This is a genomic window from Microbulbifer jejuensis, from assembly GCF_047289955.1.
Classification (GTDB): Bacteria; Pseudomonadota; Gammaproteobacteria; order Pseudomonadales; family Cellvibrionaceae; genus Microbulbifer.
This window is the reverse complement of record NZ_JBLBUB010000012.1, coordinates 1-20344: the sequence shown is the minus strand read 5'-3', so window position 1 is coordinate 20344 and position 20344 is coordinate 1. Positions and strand designations below refer to the sequence as shown.

The 20344-nt window shown below is 52.9% G+C and carries 14 protein-coding genes and 1 pseudogene; 13 read left to right on the top strand and 2 right to left on the bottom strand.

Translation table 11 applies throughout. The features are described from left to right. The first annotated feature begins 444 nt into the window (after window positions 1-444). From edd to ACL7TT_RS09195, 8 genes are all read left to right on the top strand, one after another. Window positions 445-2262, top strand: a complete 1818-nt coding sequence (gene edd / locus ACL7TT_RS09230) for a phosphogluconate dehydratase (RefSeq protein ID WP_459564491.1) — start codon at window positions 445-447, stop codon at window positions 2260-2262. A gap of 51 nt (window positions 2263-2313) precedes the next feature. Further along, on the top strand, window positions 2314-3774 hold the full coding sequence (gene zwf / locus ACL7TT_RS09225) for a glucose-6-phosphate dehydrogenase (RefSeq protein WP_413394889.1): 1461 nt from the start codon (window positions 2314-2316) through the stop codon (window positions 3772-3774). Between the two features lie 196 nt (window positions 3775-3970). Next, window positions 3971-4681 (top strand): 6-phosphogluconolactonase, encoded by a 711-nt coding sequence (gene pgl / locus ACL7TT_RS09220; protein WP_413394887.1) that lies wholly within the window; start codon window positions 3971-3973, stop codon window positions 4679-4681. A 21-nt stretch (window positions 4682-4702) separates the two neighbouring features. Then, the gene (eda, locus tag ACL7TT_RS09215) at window positions 4703-5332 is read left to right on the top strand and encodes a bifunctional 4-hydroxy-2-oxoglutarate aldolase/2-dehydro-3-deoxy-phosphogluconate aldolase (protein ID WP_413394885.1); all 630 of its coding nucleotides are present in this window, start codon (window positions 4703-4705) and stop codon (window positions 5330-5332) included. Window positions 5333-5519: 187 nt separating this feature from the next. Then, window positions 5520-6554 (top strand): type I glyceraldehyde-3-phosphate dehydrogenase, encoded by a 1035-nt coding sequence (gene gap / locus ACL7TT_RS09210; protein WP_413394883.1) that lies wholly within the window; start codon window positions 5520-5522, stop codon window positions 6552-6554. A gap of 143 nt (window positions 6555-6697) precedes the next feature. Continuing rightward, complete coding sequence (pyk, locus tag ACL7TT_RS09205) at window positions 6698-8134, top strand: pyruvate kinase (protein ID WP_299941940.1); 1437 nt, start codon at window positions 6698-6700, stop codon at window positions 8132-8134. Window positions 8135-8954: 820 nt separating this feature from the next. After that, window positions 8955-13844 (top strand): RHS repeat-associated core domain-containing protein, encoded by a 4890-nt coding sequence (locus ACL7TT_RS09200; protein WP_413394881.1) that lies wholly within the window; start codon window positions 8955-8957, stop codon window positions 13842-13844. After that, window positions 13844-14302 (top strand): CPCC family cysteine-rich protein, encoded by a 459-nt coding sequence (locus ACL7TT_RS09195; protein ID WP_413394880.1) that lies wholly within the window; start codon window positions 13844-13846, stop codon window positions 14300-14302. The genes ACL7TT_RS09200 and ACL7TT_RS09195 overlap by 1 nt, the downstream gene beginning before the upstream one ends. Window positions 14303-14440: 138 nt before the next feature. Here the strand turns inward: ACL7TT_RS09195 and ACL7TT_RS09190 are convergent. Beyond that, window positions 14441-14812: pseudogene (locus ACL7TT_RS09190) on the bottom strand (transposase); the annotation flags it as partial. Window positions 14813-15528: 716 nt separating this feature from the next. Between ACL7TT_RS09190 and ACL7TT_RS09185 the strand changes: the two are divergent. The 5 genes from ACL7TT_RS09185 to ACL7TT_RS09165 all read left to right on the top strand — a co-directional run bounded on the left by ACL7TT_RS09185 (window position 15529) and on the right by ACL7TT_RS09165 (window position 20203). Then, a complete protein-coding gene (locus ACL7TT_RS09185; RefSeq protein WP_413394878.1) occupies window positions 15529-15774 on the top strand; it encodes a hypothetical protein in 246 nt (81 codons plus the stop codon). Window positions 15775-16797: 1023 nt separating this feature from the next. After that, on the top strand, window positions 16798-17424 hold the full coding sequence (locus ACL7TT_RS09180) for a class I SAM-dependent methyltransferase (protein WP_413394876.1): 627 nt from the start codon (window positions 16798-16800) through the stop codon (window positions 17422-17424). A 154-nt stretch (window positions 17425-17578) separates the two neighbouring features. Beyond that, complete coding sequence (locus ACL7TT_RS09175) at window positions 17579-18202, top strand: LysE family translocator (protein ID WP_413394874.1); 624 nt, start codon at window positions 17579-17581, stop codon at window positions 18200-18202. A gap of 117 nt (window positions 18203-18319) precedes the next feature. Further along, window positions 18320-19480: an acyltransferase family protein gene (locus tag ACL7TT_RS09170; RefSeq protein WP_413394872.1), complete on the top strand. Its 1161-nt coding sequence runs from the start codon at window positions 18320-18322 to the stop codon at window positions 19478-19480. Window positions 19481-19759: 279 nt separating this feature from the next. Beyond that, on the top strand, window positions 19760-20203 hold the full coding sequence (locus ACL7TT_RS09165; RefSeq protein WP_413394871.1) for a hypothetical protein: 444 nt from the start codon (window positions 19760-19762) through the stop codon (window positions 20201-20203). A gap of 27 nt (window positions 20204-20230) precedes the next feature. Here the strand turns inward: ACL7TT_RS09165 and ACL7TT_RS09160 are convergent. After that, window positions 20231-20344 (bottom strand): IS3 family transposase (locus ACL7TT_RS09160; RefSeq protein ID WP_413395021.1); only part of this gene is annotated, 114 nt, incomplete at its 5' end.

Below are 20344 nucleotides of genomic sequence, written 5' to 3'. Positions count from 1 at the left end.
TGGGTTTTGCCCGTCTTTCAAGTCAGTAATTCCATATAAAAGAGATAACATCCTCTTATTTCGATAAAATTAGGTCAATTAACGCTAAAAAAAGCACTTTTTACCTGAATGTTATTGAACTCGAATAACATATTCAGGAAATCTTGAATTTTATGTAGTTTTACTACATAGTGTCTGTCAAATAAGGTCGAGTCCTTTCCGGACGCTGTTGTGGTGAAGCCCGGCCCTTTTACCCAGAAACGCCCTGGGGTTCTCTCTGGTCCAGATGCTTTTGTGGGGTGATAGGCCGCCAGTCGTACTACAACCCAAGGGCTGGAGTAGGGTTTTCCACAGTGGATTGTCTTTTCAGGGCTAGATGGTCAGTGGTGGTGGGAATACCGCCAAAATCGGGTGTTGGCGGATGGCCCGAGGTGGCCACTCCAACAGAGTGAATACGGAAAAGTCATGGTGCACAGTAAGGTTCAGGCAGTTACGGAGCGCATTATCCTGCGCAGTGAAGAATCCCGCGCAGACTATCTGACGCAGGTAGAAAAGGCGCATATTGAAGGTCGCGCCAGTGCACACCTGTCCTGCGGCAACCTGGCCCATGCCATTGCCGCCTCCCCGCAAAGAGACAAGCAATTGATCGCCTCGGGGCGTGGGCCCAACCTGGGGATCGTCACCGCCTACAACGATATGTTATCTGCGCACCAGCCCTTCGGGACTTACCCGGCCCGCCTGAAAGAGGCGGCGACGCGTCACGGAGCCAGCGCCCAGGTGGCCGGTGGTGTGCCGGCGATGTGTGACGGCGTTACCCAGGGGCGGCCGGGTATGGAGCTGGGTCTGTTCTCCCGCGACGTGATCGCCATGTCCTCAGCAGTGGCGCTGTCCCACGATATGTTTGAGGGCGCCATGTTCCTCGGCACCTGCGACAAGATTGTGCCCGGGATGGTGATCGGGGCGCTGGCATTCGGGCATCTGCCCACGATCTTTGTACCGGCGGGCCCTATGCCCACCGGCCTCTCCAATACGGAAAAGGTGCGGGTACGCCAGCTCTATGCCGAGGGCAAGGTGGGCCGTGCAGAGCTGTTGGAAGCGGAGAGTGCTTCCTATCACAGTGCCGGCACCTGCACCTTCTACGGTACAGCCAACAGCAATCAGATGCTGATTGAAATTATGGGGCTGCAGTTGCCGGGCAGCTCTTTCGTCAATCCCGGCACCGGACTGCGCGATGCCCTGAATGAAGCGGCAGTGGCGCAATTGGTAACAATTACCGAGCCCAGCCAACACACACCGATCGCCAAGATTCTCACAGAAAAAGCCTTTGTTAATGGCGTGGTGGGGTTATTGGCAACTGGTGGTTCCACCAACCACACCTTGCACCTGGTGGCCATGGCCCGCGCTGCGGGCATCCAGCTGACCTGGCAGGATATGGCGGATCTCTCCGAAGTGGTGCCGCTGCTGTGTCATGTTTACCCCAACGGCACCGCAGACATTAATCACTTTGCCGCGGCGGGCGGTATGCAGTTTTTGATTCGAGAATTGCTCTCTGCCGGTCTGTTGCACCCGGACGTACACACAGTGCTGGGGGATTCGGGGCTCAAGCCCTATTGCTGCGATCCTTTCCTCAACGATGCCGGAGATGGCGTGGTATGGCGGCCAAGTGCTGAAGAGAGTGCCGATACCTCGGTGATTCGCCCGGTGAGCAATCCCTTTTCCCACCATGGCGGTCTGCAATTGCTTGAGGGCAATCTGGGCCGCAGCGTGATCAAGGTTTCCGCGCTGAAAACCGCGCAGCTCAAGATCAGGGCGCCGGCCATTGTACTGCACAACCAGGATGAACTACTGGCGCGTTTTAAGGCCGGCGAACTGGAGCGGGATTTTATCGTTGTGGTGCGTTTTCAAGGCCCCCGCGCCAATGGTATGCCGGAGCTGCACAAGCTGATGCCGACGCTGGGGGTACTGCAGGATCGCGGATTCAAAGTGGCACTGGTGACAGATGGGCGCATGTCCGGGGCTTCCGGCAAGGTGCCGGCGGCCATTCATATGTCCCCTGAGGCCGTTGAGGGGGGAGCCATTGCCAGGGTGCGCAACGGTGACCTGATTGAACTGGACTGTGAAGCGGGTGTACTGCGTGTGCTTGTGGATGAAAAGGTATTCGCCGCGCGCAAACCCGCTCAGTGCGATCTGTCGGAAAATGCCCGCGGCATGGGTCGAGAACTCTTCGCGAATATGCGTGCAATGGCCAGTGGTGCGGAGACGGGCGCCAGTATTCTGTATTAACCGGGACAGTGCCGCCAGGCATTGCAGGAAAACGATCTCAGAGCGGAACCTATGCTTGATCCTTTTGATATGGTGTTGTTTGGTGGCGTCGGTGATCTTGCCTTGCGCAAGTTGATACCGGCGCTTTACCGCGCGTTTAGAGAGGGCAGTCTGGCACAGAGTTGCAGGATCCTCCCGGTATGCCGACGCCGGGAAGATGCCGATCATTACCTGGAAACCGCACAGCGAGCCCTGCAGGCGCACCTGCGCGAGGGTGAATACTGTGACTCCAGTTGGCGCGATTTCAGCCGGCTGCTGCGTCCCATGGCGTTGGATATAGCCGTGCCCGATGCCCGGTGGGAACACCTCGCGGACATCTTGGGTGCAGACCCCGGGCGTGTGCGTATTTTCTACCTGGCAATCCCACCGGGAGTCTTTGGCCTTTGCTGTGAAAACCTCAACAGAAAGGGTCTGATCAGTGAGAAAGCCCGAGTGGTTGTGGAAAAGCCACTGGGTTACAACGCACAGACCTCCTGCGAAATCAACAGCAAACTCGCCAGTTATTTTCCCGAAGACAATATATTCCGCATTGATCACTACCTGGGCAAGGAAACCGTACAAAACCTGCTTGCCCTGCGTTTCTGCAATGTGTTGTTTGAGCACCTGTGGGATGCAAAAGCGATCGACCATATCCAAATCAGTATCTCGGAAACGGTCGGCCTGGAGGGGCGCGCCGGTTTTTACGATGAGACGGGCGCACTGCGGGATATGGTGCAAAACCACCTGTTGCAGCTGTTGTGCCTGATCGCGATGGAATCACCCAACACCATGTCCGCGAAAAATATTCGCGCGGAGAAAATCAAGGTGCTGGAAGCCCTGCGCCCGCTCGCGGCATCAGAAGTGGATAAGAATGTCGTGCGCGGGCAATATGTGGCTGGAGAGATCGACGGGCAGCGTGTGCCCGGCTACCTGGACGAATTGGAACACGGTGCCAGTGCTACGGAGACATTTGTCGCAATACGGGCGCATATCGACAGCTGGCGCTGGGCGGGTGTGCCCTTTTTTCTGCGTACCGGCAAGCGTATGGATAAGCGCTGTGCGGAAATTGTGGTGCAGTTCAAGAAAGTCTCCCATCACGTCTACGATGAAAGTGCCGGTAAAGTCATTCCCAACCGCCTGGTAATCCGCCTGCAGCCCGAAGAGAGTATCAAGCTGATATTGATGGCCAAGAAGATGGACAGTCTGGCCACAAAGTTGCAGCAGGCGGAATTGAATTTAAACCTGTCGGATACCTACGACAGCTTCCGCAGCGATGCCTATAAACGCTTGATGCTGGATGCCGCGGCCAACAATCCGGCGCTGTTTATTCATCGCGATGAAGTGGCCGCAGCCTGGGACTGGGTCGACCCGATTATTGAACACTGGCGTGACACCAATAATCAGCCCAAACCTTACACCGCGGGAAGCTGGGGGCCGACGGAGGCCGGTGAATTGCTGGCCCGTAGCGGCCGCCACTGGTTTAACGCCAAGTAATGATTGCTGGGGTTGCCTGTCTGCGACAGGCGCACCTTCAGGGAAGTACTAGTAAAAAAGCAGAAGGGAAGAATAGCCCTCTCCCAGGATCGTATGAGGCATGGATGCCGATTACGAGCGTACAAGGATGTATTCACAGCGTGTCCTGGGAGAGGGCTATTCTTTCCTTCCGACCCGGTAGTAACTGGAAATACCCATGGTAGAGGAAAAATTTTATCCCGATCGCGAGCGTCTGGTACAGGTGTTTGCACATGACTGTGCCTATGAGTTGCAACAGGGGATCAAGGCGCAGGGCCGTGCCACCTTCCTGGTCTCTGGTGGCAGCACGCCAGAGCCTGTTTATCGCGCGCTTTCCAAGCGCCCGCTGCCCTGGTCGCACATTACTGCCGCGCTGGTGGATGAGCGCTGGGTGGACCCATCGCAAAGCGGCAGCAACCAGGCCTTTATTCAACAATGCCTGCTACAGGACTGCGCCGCAGACGCGACACTGTTGGCCATGAAAACCTCTCACGCAACAGCGGCTGAGGGAGAGGCTGAATGTGAGCGCGCCTACGCCCGGCTGCCGCGCCCTTTCGATGTCTGCGTTCTGGGAATGGGTGCTGATGGCCACACCGCCTCATGGTTTCCCCATGCACAGGGCCTTGCACCCGTGCTGAATCCGCACTCTGAAAAACTCTGCAGCGCAATTACTGCCAGGCAGAGTGACGTGACCGGTACTTACACCGAGCGTATGACCTTGACCGCAAACGCCATTTTGCAGGCGAGAAATATCAAACTACTGATTACTGGCGGGGAAAAACTGAAAGTTTACCGCGAAGCTTTGCTCGGCAGTGATGAAATGGAAATGCCGGTGCGCAGCATTCTCAAACAGGCACTGAAACCGGTCACGGTTTACTGGGCACCTTAACGAACGATCTGGATGTGACGGATGCAGAAAAATATCGCCGACATTTTACCGGTTGCCGGTGTTGTTCCGGTACTGGTGATTGAACACCCCGAAGATGCACTGCCCCTGGCGGCGGCGCTGCTCGAAGGCGGCCTGAGTGTACTCGAAATTACCCTGCGCACCGAGGCTGCCCTGGATGCAGTGGAACGGATTGCCAAACATTTGCCCGAAGTGCAAATAGGCACCGGTACCATTTTAAATGGCGACGATCTGCGGCGCTCCACCGAGGCCGGCGCCAGTTTTGTGGTGAGCCCAGGAGCGACCGAGCGATTGTTGGCGGCTGCGGATGATTACGATGTACCGCTGCTGCCCGGAGCGGCCAGTGTTTCCGAGGTCATGCGCCTGTTTGAGCGCGGCTATCGCTACCAGAAGTTTTTCCCGGCCCAGGCCGCCGGTGGTACACCGATGCTGAAATCTATTGCGGGCCCGCTGGCGGAAGTGCGCTTCTGCCCCACTGGTGGTATCAGCCCGGATAACGCAGCGAGCTATCTAACCCTTGGCAATGTGATTTGTGTGGGTGGCTCCTGGATGGCGTCCAGCGCTCTGGTGCGGGAGAAAAACTGGGCGGAGATCACCCGCCTGTCAAGGCAGGCTGTGGCATTGAAACCTTAATAGGCCGATAGCCATGCGCTGGCACCGACCGTTGCAAAAGTCAGCCCGCAGGTGGGGTTGCAGGAGTTGTGTTCCGGCAAGTCGCAGAGGGTTGCCTGGGCTAACGGGTTCAGTGCCACAAACGTTCGGTAAAGGGTATCCGCACAGGCAGGCAGCGCGGAAAGCCAAAACAATAGGGTAACGCCAGATGAAAATAAACATTGCCATCAATGGTTACGGTCGAATCGGCCGCAATGTCACCCGGGCCATCTATGAATCCGGCTATCGCGATCGTATCCGGCTGGTTGCGATCAACGATCTCGCCCCGGTGGCCACCAATGCGCACCTCACCCGTTTCGACACGATCCACGGCCGCTTTGCCACCGAGGTAACCGTGGATGGCGACGCGCTGGTGATCGGTGGCGACCGCGTGCAGGTTTGCCAGGAGCGCGATCCGGCCAGGCTGCCCTGGGGGGAACTCGGTGTGGATCTGGTGCTGGAATGTACCGGTCGCTTTACCAACAGAGCCTCTGCCTGCGCACATATTGAAGCGGGTGCCGGTGCCGTACTGATTTCCGCTCCCTCCAAGGACGCCGACCTTACCGTGGTGTACGGTGTCAATGATGCGACCCTGAGTGCGGACCACCGGGTGGTTTCCAATGCATCCTGTACCACCAATTGCCTGGCGCCAGTGGTGCAGGCGTTGCACCGCGGGCTGGGTATTGAGCGCGGTTTTATGACCACCGTGCACGCCTACACCAATGATCAGAACACCCAGGATGCAGTCCACGCGGATATGTATCGGGCCCGCGCCGCAGCCGATAATATGATTCCCACCAAGACCGGCGCTGCCGCTGCAGTGGGCCTGGTACTGCCGGAATTGAAAGGCCGGCTCGATGGTATGGCAGTACGCGTTCCCGTGAACAATGTCTCCCTGGTAGACTGCCAGTTTATCGCCGCTCGCGATACGACCGTCGAAGAGGTGAACCACATCATGCGGCAGGCTGCGGAGGCCAGCAAGGGGGTGTTGACCTATTGCGACCGGCCCCTGGTTTCCGTGGATTTCAACCATACCAGCGCCTCCAGCCACTTCGATGCCAATCACACCCGTGTGAACGGCAATCTGGTAAAAGTGATGGCCTGGTACGACAATGAGTGGGGATTCTCCCAGCGTATGCTGGATACCAGCCTGGCCATGGCCGCCGCGTTGCAGCTGCAGTTGCCGGTTGCTGAGTCTGCCTGATCTGTGCGTAAACCTGTTCCACAGTCTGCAAACAGGGATGGGAATGGCCTCGCACTTTATGCGGCGCATCAACCCAGCGCCAACAGTAGCTGGGTTGCCCCCGTTCACTTTTATCTTCTTACTTGATCAATTCACAGGACCTTATGATTCGCCATACCAAAATCGTTGCCACCCTGGGCCCCGGTACTGACAAGCCCCATATTATCGAGGAAATGATTCGAGCCGGCGTCAATATCGTGCGCCTGAATTTCTCCCACGGCTCCGCGGACGACCACCGCCGCCGGGTACAGGAGGTGCGTAACGCCGCGACCGCACAGGGCAGGACCGTTGCTGTACTGGGCGATTTGCAGGGACCCAAGATCCGCATTGCCCGCTTTGCCGAAGGCCACGTGGTGCTGGAGGACAACGACGAATTTACATTGGACCTCGACTGCCCGCCCCAGGGCGGCGATGCGCAACGCGTTGGGGTCGATTACCCGAGCCTGGTCAGCGACTGCAAGTCCGGCAGTGTCCTGTTGCTCGATGACGGCAAGATCCGCCTGGAAGTGACCGGCACTACCCCGAGCAAACTCTACTGCCGCGTGTTGCAGGGTGGCCGCCTGTCCAATAACAAGGGTATCAACCTGCTCGGTGGTGGCCTGTCTGCCCCGGCGCTGACGGAAAAAGACTACCGGGATATTGAGCTGGCCGCAGAGCTGGAGGTGGATTTCCTCGCGGTGAGTTTCCCCCGCTGCGCCGAGGACCTGGAAACTGCCCGCAAGGCGATACAGGCTGCCGGTAGCCAGGCCGCCATTGTGGCCAAGGTGGAGCGCGCCGAAGCGGTCGCCGATAGCGCACAGATGGATGCCCTGATCTTTGCCTCGGATGCCATTATGGTGGCCCGCGGTGATCTGGGGGTCGAGATCGGAGATCCGGCCCTGGTGGGGGTGCAAAAGAAACTGATCCATCGCGCCAATGCCCTCAACCGCGGCGTGATCACCGCAACCCAGATGATGGAGTCCATGATCACCAGCCCCACACCCACCCGCGCCGAGGTGATGGACGTAGCCAATGCCGTACTGGATGGGACCGATGCGGTGATGCTTTCCGCCGAGACCGCCGCCGGTGATTACCCGGTGGCGGCAGTGGAGTCCATGAGCGAGGTGATTGTGGGGGCCGAGCAATACCTCGGCAGTGTGCCCTACACCCCGCAGGAGCACGGCGCCTCGGACCGTATCGATACCGTGATCGCCCAGGCGGCCATCGATGTGGCGGCGCGGGTGGAAAACCTCTGTGCGGTGGCGGCACTGACGGAATCCGGACGCACCCCGCGCATGATGTCCCGAGCCAATACCCACTTGCCGATCTACGCGCTTACCCGGCATCCGCGTATCGCACGCCAGTTGGTACTGCTGCGGGGGGTTGAGCCGGTCAGCTTCGATCCGGCCGCAGTGCCTCTGGGGCAATTGACCGGCGCCGTTATTGAAGTGCTGAACTCGCGCATTGACCTGCAAAAGGGGCAGCGCATTCTCATCACCCAGGGAGAACGGGTGAATGTGGGCGGCTACACCAGCTCCATGCGGATTAAGGAAATCGAATAACCGGCCCCCCCTATAGCCACCATAGACCCGGCGCCGCTGCGGGGTTGCGGTGGCAGGGCAGCGGGCATACCCTGTCAGCACTGGGTGCTATCCGCGGGTTTTTGATCCACCCGGGCACCCTGCATTTCCTGTCCTTACCCATTCTGTGCACAAGTTCACAGTGAGCCCTCCACTTTTGGCAGCCAGATCCTGATCTCAGAAAAATACCCATTTTTATTTTGCTAATAATGGTGCGCGCTGAAACGAAGCTGCTTGCTGAAAGGCGCATCTGCAGCAGAAATTCTGTTGTGGTTGTATCACACTACGACAGTGCCCTTTTCATTGGTACAACGGCAGAGGCGCGGGAATGCCCTATTAAAAATCAAATAATTTTAATTATTTCGGAAGTTTTTATTTTTCAATAGGGCGTCAATATCGTGTAATGGCATAGCGCTGTTGCCTTTTGCCGAATTGCGTTAATCTCTTCAGGCGGGTGACCATGCCGGCTGTAACCCGATACCGGAGGGAGCCGGGCGGTGCCTGCCGGCATTGCAGTGAAACTATTGGTGAATAGACATTGCATAAATCCAGCGGTGGGCAGCCAACACTATTTAAGTTTTCACAAATTGCGTTTACCCTAATCCAGCATGTTTTTTGCGGGTATTGCGCTAGGGGATCGCCGTCTGGTGTATTCCGGGTGGGTACACTTTTGTAACAGGGAAGTGGCTGCCCTTGGGAGATTGACCGCCGCGGTTAAGAAGATGAACGCAATAACTCTTTGCGAATTGTTCGATTACGGTGAACAACAAAAAGCTGGCGCAAAGCAACTGAAGGATCATCCATGCAGCTAAGTGTCGAAAACAGGCAGGGCGTTCGTTATATTGTCAAGACTGGCAGGGTCTATCAGATGGATATTCCCTTGAAGGTCAGTGCCACCCAACTGCTGTCAATGTTCGATGACTCTGTGATTCAGGAGATTTACGATCACTTCTTTGGCGTGAACGGTATCTCCAGCAATGGGCAAAGTGCCAGTATCCAGTCCAGCCAAGCGGGAACAACGCCCCTGCCCTCGCTTTCCGAAGCACCTGGTCACCTCTCCAGCCAGGAACAGAAAATCTACCTGGCTTTGAATCAAAACCGCTTGATTATCGAAGAAGCCCCGTTCGCGGATGTGGCGCTTGCCGACAAACAGTCCGAACTGACCACCAAGCTTCGCATGGGCTTACAGCAGATTATTGCCGAGGAACGCGCCGAGGCGGCATTAATCCAGCAACGCCACGAGCAGCGCTCCCCCCTGGAAAAGGTGGGGGCTTATATTGATCGCGGTGCTACAGGCGTGGGCAATGCGGCCTGGGGCCTGGCGGTGTGGAGCAAGAATATTCTGGAGGTGGCGGCACTGGTGCATCCCCTCCGCCAGTCCATCGAATACAGTACCGCCACTGTCAACTACTTCCTGCACGACAAGAGTTTTGAGGAATCGGGCAGGGAGTACCTGTCTGCTGTGCAGCGGGAAGTGGTGGATGTACTAGGCTTCGATCCCTCCAAGATCACCAGGCAACAGCTGGAGCTGGCCCTTGAAGTGGCCCAGCTGATCTATGCAGAGCCGACTCTAAGGGACGCCATTTACCGCTTCGCCCAGGATTATGTCAAAGCCCAGCACAGTCTGGAAATCACCGAGCTGGCCGGCAGCGGTGCTTTCGAGATTATTCTCACCATCGTATTGGCCGCGGTTACCGGTGGTGCCGGAGCTGTAATCTCTCTGGTAAAAAATGCCCGTCTGCTGAAAGCCTTCCGCGGTATCGGCGAACTGATGCTCGACTTCGCCAAACTGAAAAAGCAGCGCAGCCTGCTTGCCAGGAAGCGCGGCGGCAAGGCCAAGGGCAGTGGGGCCAGTTTCTCCGATTTTAGTGCTTCTGAGGCTGCGGTGCCGTCCAGTGGCAGCGGCCCGTCTTCGGGTAACTCCGGTTCAGCCAGTAGCGCCAGTAGCCGTTCAGGCGCCAATAAAAGTGGCAACCAAAGCAGTAACAACCGTTCCGACGGAAGCTCTACCAGCGCCCAGAACAGCCAGGCGGGCAATAGGAGTAATAGCGGCACATCCAACGAATCGGATAACACCAATAATCCGACCGGGGAAAACCGCAACGGCGACAAAACCCAGTGCAATGCCGAGGCCTGTGAGGGCGGTGAACCGATCAACTTAAAAACCGGTGAAGAGCGCCTGACCCTGGTGGACGCGGTGCTGGATGGCCCGCTGCCATTCACCCTGGCGCGCACTTACCGTAGCAGTAACCCCAAAGATTTTGGCCTGGGCCACGGCTGGACCCACACCCTGGGCGAACGTCTGGTATTGCGCCCCGGCAAAGCGGTAGAGTTCCACGATGCCGAAGGCCGGGTGATCAGCCTGCCCGCACCGGGGGGCAGTGGCCGCAGCCACAATGTGGTAGAGCGGCTAAGCCTCAGCCGCGTCAACAACGAGCACTGGATTATCACTCCCTACGGCGCCCCTAACGGAGTACAGAAACACTTCAAGGCCACTGGTGATAAAGGTGCCCTCAAGCTTGCGGAAATCCGCGATGGCTACGGCAACTACTACCTGCTCCACTATATCGGCGAACGCCTGATCTGCATCGAGAGCAGTCTTGGCGAAGCCCTGCATATCAGCCCGCCCGCAGGAAAGGCCAACAGCCAGCGTATGGGTGAGCTGAAAAAAGAAACCCGCGATGGCCGTATTAAAGCACTCGCGCATTATGAGTACAGTGATGAAGGCGACCTGATCAAAGCCACCGACGCCGATGGTTACAGTGAGCAGTACCAATACCATCAGCACGTCATTAAGCAGCGCACCCTGAAAACCGGCTACCGCTTCCACTTTGAATGGGATACGGAAGGCCCCGCTGCCCGCTGTGTGCGCCAGTGGGGCGACCCGATCGATGGCCAGGATACGTACAACTACCAGTTCGCCTGGGATGATGACGGCAAAGGCGTTACCGTCACCGACACCCGAGGTGGTAAAGAACGCTATCGCTTTAACGAGCGCGCCCTGCCCATTTACCACCGCGACCCGGAAGGGGCAGAGACGCTCTACAGCTACAACGACCTGGGTCAGGTCACCCGCGTACAACTGCCCAGCGACGATGGCAGTCTGCGAGAGGAAATTTACCAATACGACGGCCAGGGCCGCCTGAGCCAAAAAACCGATGCCGCCGGCAATAGCCACCGTATCGAATACAATGGCGAAGGCCTGCCCGCAAAAGTCACCGATCCCGCCGGTAATAGCTGGCAACGGGCATACAACAACAATGGCCAGATCGTTGCCAGCAAAGACCCTCTCGGCAACAGCACCCAGTACGGCTATAACCCCGTTGGCCTGATCGGCAGTGTTACCGATCCTTTAGGCAATACCACCCGCTACCTGTGGAACCCCGAGGGCAATCTCGCCGCAGTCAAAGACCCCATGGGGCGCGCCCAACACTACCGCTACGACGGTGCCCGCCGCCTGGAAGAAGTGCAGCACGCCCCCGACCAAGTTACCCGCTATGAATACGACGCCCAGGATCGTATCCATGCGGTGACCACCCCAGACGGTGCCCGTACTCAATACAGCTACAACCCGCAGGGGTTACTTGCCGAGGTGACCGACTCAGAAGGCTGCAGTACCTGCTACGCCTACGACGGCCTCAGCCAGGTTAAGACCCGCACCAACCCGGACGGCAGCCGCCTGGAATATCACTATGACGGCGAGCGCAACCTCGTTGGCCTTAGCAACGAGAACGATGAGCGCTACCAACTCAAGTACGACCTCAACGAGCGACTAATTGAAGAAGTGGGATTCGACGGTCGCGTTACCCGCTACGCCTACAACCGCGCCGGCCACCTGCTCAGCTCCAGAGCCGTAACCGACACTGATACCGGCAAAGGTATCGACACCATCTTCGAACGCGACCCCTTCGGCCGACTGCTGGAAGAGACCACCCCAGATGGCATAACCAGCTTCCGCTACAACCGCAGCGGACAACTCATCAAAGCGCAAAATACCCACCGCAAACTGCGCTGGGAATACGACGCCAGTGGCCGCGTGACCGCCGACTGGCAGGGCAAAGACAAACTCAGCCACCAGTACGATGCCGCTGGCAACCGTATCGCCACAACCCTGCCCGATGGTGAAGTGCTCAATTTTGCCTTCAACCCCGCTGGCCAGTTCCAAAGCCTGCACCGCCGCCCCTTAGGCAGCGATACGGATCAGCTGATCACCAGTATCAGCCACGACGAACAGGGCAGGGAAAGCCAGCGCCAGCACGGCAATGGACTGGAAAGCCAGAGAGACTACGATCCACAAGGCCGCCTGCAAAAACTGCGACTGGGCAAAACCCGCAGTGCAAACCAGAGCCCGGTGTCTGACCCCACCCAGGGCACAACCCCAATCCTGGAGCGCAGTTACCAGTACAACAAAGCCGGCCAGATCGCCAAAATCGAAGACAGCCTGCGCGGCACCCGCAGCTACCACTACGATGCCCTGGATCGCCTGACCCAGGTAGACGGCCCCAACCCCGAATACTTTGTGCACGACCCCGCACACAATATACTTGCCGCCGCGGGCTCCGGTGAGGAAGTCAAACGGCAGGCCAGCGCCACCCAGGTCAAAGGCAACCGTTTAGCCTTTCGCGGTGACACTCACTACCGCTACGATATGCACGGCAACCGCATCGCCGAACTGCGCGGCAAAGGGCAAAAACTGCAAACCCGTTATTACTACAACAGCCGCCAGCAACTGGTGCGGGTGGAAAAGCTCAAGGTAGAGAAGGGCACTGAGCAGTTCCAGCAGGTGATCCACTACCAATACGACCCCCTGGGCCGCCGTATTGGCAAGGCGGACCATGGCGAGCAAACCCGCTTTCTATGGGACGGCGATACCCTGCTGCGGGAGAATAAGGTTGATCTCCAGACCAGGCAGGACCTCAATACCCGCACCTACTACTTCGAGCCGGGCACTTTTAAACCGGTTGCTTTAAAGGAAAGCCTACAAGAGAAAGAACAGGTCTACCACTATCACCTGGATCACCTCGGTACCCCGGATACCCTCACTAACCAAGAAGGGGAAGTGGTCTGGAGTGTTGCCTATAAGAGCTATGGCAATATTGCCCTGGCCCATGAAAACCAGATTGAACAGCCCATTCGTTTCCAGGGTCAGTATTTTGATGAAGAGACCGGGCTGCATTATAATCGGTTCAGGTATTATGATCCGAGGATTGGGGAGTTTACCCAACAGGACCCGATTGGGTTGTTGGGGGGGGCGAATAATTATCAGTATGTGCCTAATCCAGTTGAATGGGTTGACCCGCTGGGGTTGACAGCAGCGAAGGAAGATCCGTATAGGCAAGTTAATGCGATTGCTGGTCCGCAAGTACAAAAAGGTGTTGTTACAAAGTGGGGACCTGGAAAACAGCTTTGGTCAAAAGGAAAGTTAAAAACGCACTTTGAGAAACATGGTGCTGAGTTCGGTGCTAAAAATTCAAAGGAGTATAGCGAAATGGCTCTTGAATTTGGTACGAGAAAAAATAACGGCAACCTGATTGAAACAACGAGTGGAGCGTTTAATTATAGATTCGATCCATCCACAAACACTATTTTTATAGGGACAAATGCTGGTGGAAAAATAAAGTCATTTTACAAATGGGATGGTAGAAGTGATGATGTTGTCATCAATACGCTGAAAGAGGCTGGCAAATTATAATGAAAACAATCTCTAGAGAGGAAGTTGTTAAGCTCGTTACAAAATGCCGTTTAGCCTTTAATTCTCGCGACGAACTTTTGGAGTTGCTGGAGGATATAGATGAGAATGTCGAGCTTGAGAATCAAGTTTTTGAGGTGCTAACAGAATTATATATAGGTGTAAGTAATGGTTACTTGTCAGAACTTTACGAAGGGATGACGGGTAAAAAGGTTGAAGTTGTAGGGGAGGTTGCTGAAATGTTTAGGTGCCCCTGCTGCAACATGAAAACGCTTTCTGAAGTTTATAACCAAGAAGAAGGCACTGGTTATGATATTTGCGACTACTGTAATTGGGAAGATGACGGAACAGCCGATATAGATTCTTCTAGCGGCGTTAATAAAGGGAGCATTAAAGAATATAGAGATAGGATCAAAGGACAACCCAATTTATTTTATAGAAATAAGTGGTTAAGTAATTAAATTTATTATTTTATTGGAGTAGCCCCGCATTTTCGGGGCTACTTGTTTACAGAGCCGTAAATACTAATTTCTTATCATACACCTCATGGTGCAAGGCGTCCCGGAGGGTGTTCAAAACTCTGTGTCAGCCAAGTAGCCTCATAGGCTGATATATTTCTCCAGGCGATCCGGGAAGTGGATCGTCAGCTGTGACAGCGTCGGGTTCCAGTTCTGGATCGGGTGCGTCCAGCGCTCGGAGGCTTTCAGTATACCGGCGTAGAGTAGCTTGAGTAAGCTGTGCTCATTGGCAAAGCCGCCCTTGGTTTTAGTCAGCTTTCGGAACTGGCGGTGTACAGCCTCAACGGCGTTAGTAGTGTAAATCGGCGTACGCACGTATTCCGGATACTTGAAGTACATCGACAGGGTGGGCCACTTGGCGCGTCAGGACTTGATCACCACCGGATATTGGTCTCCCCACTTGGCCTTCAACTCGTCCAAAGCATTTTCGGCAGCATTGAGCGTTGCTGTCTTTGTCAGCTCTCAGCTTCTGGTGTTGCGCGCCTCCGCGCAGGGCTCCACAGCACTGCGCCCTGCACAGGTAAAACTGCATCCCCCTTCACCAGTGGTGGGGGTTTAAACTTGGTGTCGCCAAAAGCTTCACCTCGATTGAATTCTTGACAAAAAGCGATTAGGGTAGGCCTGCTGTCATAGCACCCAGCCGTTTAGCTGGCACCAGTAAAGAATAATAAATAGAAAAAACACCCAAACGATCACCGTTCAGCCCGCGAGGCGCCCTGTAAGGCAGCATTCGTGGGAAAACCCTAACCACAACAAATTTTCAACACAAAAAGAAGGACCGCATCATGGCCGCGTAAGTCAGGCGTAAGCGCCAGCCCCCGGTGCTAGAGACACCAGGGGATGGCTAACCCCAATAGATAACAGAGCTATCTAGCGAGGCTGTCTTGAATGATACGCCATACACTCGTTCGCCTTCAATAAACGTCTCCCTGAAGGCGCATTTTCCGAGTCACTCCGGCACCCGGCGGCGGAGTGTGCTGTGGCGTTGCGTGATGATTGGTGTGGTCTTTTACTTCAGCCGCGCACCGCCGCTCTGGCTGCACCCCCTTTCTGCAAGTTTCCCTTTTCTTTTCCCCACAAGGATCGCACCTGCGGCGAGAGAAACCGCGCAAAGCGATACGCTTTTGCTACACCTTTCCGCCACAGGTGACATAAAGAGCCTATTCAAGATGCCTATATTACCCTGTCGATTATTTCAGCCAGTGGACCTGGGTGGGTATTTTATTATCACGCCAGTTGCCATCAAGGATAAGGTTGTGGATCTGCACATTGCACCCAGCAGGGATAACCGGGTGATGCGGGCCGTGCGGTTACTGCAATTGTTGGAAGAAGCCTGGGCGCTGGAGAAGAACCCAGCCAATCAGTCCCCAGCTACCCTCAGGCCATTCAAGCACCGCCCCAATAAAAAGACGTAACGCTGAGCGGACATTTAGAAATCCTGTGCAGCCCCGCAAACGCTTACCTTCTTGTACACTCCCTGGGGAGGTAAGCGCAGTCAGGACGACAAGACAATGGATTTCCATTCCGTCTTGGTACCGCTGTAGATACGCAAGGCTCAATCGCTGCAGGCGGCGCTGCCGTAGCTGTACCGAAAAGGTGTGTCAACGGGCGAGAGGGAGCCCGCCCTGGCGATACACCTTTCTGGATCGTGGTGCAGTTCTATAGGCAATTTGATCAGATATGAGCCGATATTTCGATCACCGTGACTGTTATTTTTCCAGTGAAGGCTTATTCTTCTTAAAAACCAATAAATACAGTGGGTTACATTTATTGATGATTTTTGGGATACTGGTTGTAGTGATGATTATTCCAGGTGGCTCGATAGTACTAAATTACTGTATTAGATTGATTTGCAGTGATTTTTTAATAGTTTGACGTGAAAAAAATCCAGAAATACTGATCATGATGATTCGTATACAAATGTTATGTGAAAAGCGTGAATCATAAAATTGAAAAAGAGCTGTTTAGCCAATTTATAGCACCAAATCGAAAAGACCGGTTTCTTTGGCATATTAAAAGTAAGAAAAGAAGAGATAAAATATTCGACGACCTTCGTGATATAAGACACTTCAATGAACGGAAATGTAAGGAAGTGGAATCACCAGAAGATATAGTTAATTTTTTTTAAATCAAGCACAAACTCAAAAAAGCTATATATAATTTCTTCCGACGAAAATTATGACGGTAAAGAAGTAGCTCGTGGCGAGCTGGAGAATTATGTTGTTTGGCAATCTAATGAAATTATTGGCTATGACACAAAAAGTAAAAAAGGATTTTTTGTTAATCACGAATCATGGTTTTATATTTTAGGATGAAATCACATAACAAAAACATTAAGCTATTCGTTTTACTCACTGGGATACTCCAATCATCCCTCGCTACGCACCCCTTATCTTGGCGTTTTGAGCCCGGGCTTTACCCGTCTAATGGAGATTGATATGAATATATCTGAAAAATTTTGGAATAAAAAAGCAGAAGGGTATGCAAAGAGTCCGATTTCCGACGAAGAGACTTATAAGAGGAAGCTTACCGAAACGCAAATCTTGTTAGAGAAAAAAATGCGGCTTTTAGAGTTTGGCTGCGGAACAGGAACAACCGCAATGCATCACGCACCACATGTATTGCACATTGATGCGATTGATATATCTGAGAACATGCTTGATATTGGTCGTGAAAAAGCCAACAAAGCAAGTGTTGAGAATATTACGTTCACTCGTTCAACTCTGATTGAGTTCAACGCAGATGCAGCTAGTTTGGACGTTGTTTTAGGTTTAAATGTATTGCATTTACTACCAGATAGACAGTCTGTACTCACTGAAGTGGCTAGAATCTTAAAACCTGGGGGCGTTTTCGTTAGTAGTACCGCTTGCCTAGGTAATTCGTACCTCCGCTTTATTAAGCCTATTGTACCTCTAGGGAAGCTCCTAGGGATAATGCCTGATGTGTATGTACTGACGAAATCTGATTTGGCAAGCGAAGTTCATAATTCTGGATTTACGATTGAACGCCAGTGGCATCATGGAATTAAAGATGCTGTTGTTTTCATGGTTGCACGGAAATTATAAAATTATTTATGCTCGTGTGGTTAGTCGCTTGAGCGGATAACTGTCTCATAACAAGTCAATAAACAGCGCGCCTGCGGCGCCAAACAGCTTACACTGCGCTTTGTTCCGTTTGAGCTGCCGGTTATTGAGATATTAGCTACCTTGGGAGATTTCAATGCAGCTTGAAAGTTGGTTAGCTTTTTGTTCAATTGCATTATTAGCTACAGCAACACCTGGACCGGCAGCTTTATTGGTTTCAGTGAATAGCTTATCCGTTGGTTTTAAGAAGTCTCTGGTGACAGTTCTAGGAAATATTTCTGGACTCTTTATAATGTCAGGGTTTTCTGTACTTGGGTTGAGTGTAGTTGTGCTTCATTCAGCCATAGCATTTACTGCCTTAAAGATTCTGGGAGCGATGTATCTCATCTACATGGGATTCAAAATATGGAGAAATGGTATAGGGAAACTTGAGGGCAGTATCTCTCAAAACGCTAAAGTCAGCATTTTTGGTTTGTATGCACAAGGTATATTTGTAGCATTGACAAATCCCAAAGCGATTGTGTTCATAACAGCATTATTCCCCCAGTTTTTCTCAGGCTCAGAGCCGTTATTACCTCAGTTTACATTTCTGGTATTCAGTTTTATGTTCTTGTCATTTATATGTTTGTCCACGTACTCTCTGCTGGCACAAAGCGCCAGGTCCAACGCAAATCGTGTGATTTCGGGTAAAGTGCCGGGTAGAATATTTGGTTCAACCTTTATAGGTGCTGGTTATTTCTTGGCAACAGCATCAAAGTAACCGGCAACCATCAAGTAAAGGCATTCAACGTCAAAACCTCTGCTTCGCTATGGTTTTGACGCAGGTGCTTTAGGGGTTATAAGTCACTAGGGTTCTACGCAGTATGGAAAGAACGATATGAATAATAATAGAATTTCAGAGCTGGATTGGCTAAGAGTTGGTTTAATTCTGGCAGTATTTTTACATCATGTCTTGATGCCATTTAACGGGGATGGTTGGCATATCATGAATAGTGAATCTAGTAAGTTGCTGGATGACATCATGGTATATTTTGAGCAGTATAGGCTGCCCGCACTATTTTTTATTGCGGGCGCAGGTAGTGTCCTACTCCTTCGCAGGATAAGTGCTTTGCAATTTTTGCGTGAAAAGTTCTTTCGTCTATTTATTCCTTTGATGGTGGGAATGCTGTTCATTGTCCCGCCACAAAATTTTATAGAGAACATTGGCGACTATGAATCGTACTGGCAAGCATTTCCTACGTTAGCACTCAAGTTTGATTCAAATCACCTCTGGTTTATTGAATATCTGATTGTTTTCGCCCTATTCGCTATCCCTTTGCATATTTTTTTAAAATCGAAACCGGCAATGTTGATTAAGTCTGGTTTAGAAAGGCTATCATTTATCCCAAGCGGACTATTTTTTTTGGTTGCGATGTTGATTGCGATTAGGGTTGGATTAAAAATATATTTTCCAGGGAATGACCAAACTATTAGTAATCCAGCTTCTTCTTTGTTCTACCTCTTCTTTTTTGTTTCAGGGATGGCTTTCATTCAGTCTCAGGTTGTTTGGCAGTCAATCAGTAAAAACCGTCGAGCCAACATGATGTGGTTGATTGTAAGCTCTCTGATCTTCTATGGATATTATTACTCTCCAGACTTAAGCGGGTATTTACCATTGCAAACTCGCTGGTCACTTTGGTGGTTCGTCTGCTGTTTGGTTGCTTGGTCGGCGTTACTTACCCTAATAGGATATGCCCAGCATTACCTAAAACACACACCTGAATGGCTTAAACTCAGCAATGAGCTAATTTATCCGTTTTACATTTTTCATCAAACAGTCATAGTTGTGATTGGTTATTATGTGATTAGCTGGCCAATATCGCTGGGATATAAGGCTTTGATATTGCTGGTAAGTTCTTTATTAGTAACGACAAGCATATGCTTGTTGGCTGTATATCCGTTCAACATGTCACGCAGACTGTTCGGCCTTAAGCCGGCAAAAGTTAGTGTGAGCGATGATATGGCTTATAATAAAGCGCTGCACCGGACAGGTCGGTGATCGCGGCGTTAGGCGCAATGTAGTTCAAGCCTCCCTAATAAAAAATGGTAAACTAACAAGGGGTAATATTGAATTAATTGAGTTTTGAACACTACCGCATTTTTTATGGTATTGTATTAATCAATAAGTTACAGTTCCCGCTGATTAATCACTGCAGAAATAACTGGAGTATTAAATAAAACTGAGTCACGGAACAATAGAAAGTCAAGTTATGGAGGATGCTTCGTAGCTGCCATCGAAAGGACAATAAACAACTGGCTAAAACACAAGGAGTGTTACATGAAGTTCTTATACTTAGTATTTCTACTGAATAGCTCGTTTGCGGCTGACAAGGAGATTACTGCGGTCACTGAAGTTGCGCAGCAATACACAGAGTCTCAACACAAGGTATTACCCACTCTGGTAGAAAACGCACCGCGCTTGTTTGCCCTGAGGACACCCAGCGTTGCCAGGGCGCCGCTGGCCTGGAATTCCAATGGCACCCTGTCCGGCTTGGATACCGTTGATACGTTCGAGGACACCGCCAGCCAGAACACCACTTACAGGTACACGGTTAGGGGCGCGGGCTCAGGCTCCAACGTCCTGACCGTCAAGATCCAGCAGAAGAAGGCCGGCGGCGGCTGGCAAACGCGGATCATCAAGGAGTTGAACATGCCCTCTGAGACGAAGTCCGGCAGCTTCGTGGTCAACGACTACCGCGAAGGCAACCAGGAGACGATCTGATCTTGCCCACCAGCAACGGACACGCCATTAAGCAGCTTGCTGTGCCTCAAACGCTTCTGGGCTGAGGTAGCCGTTGGCGCTGTGAAGGCGGGTTCGATTGTAATCTACTTCTATGTATTCAAACACCGTTTCACGCATCGC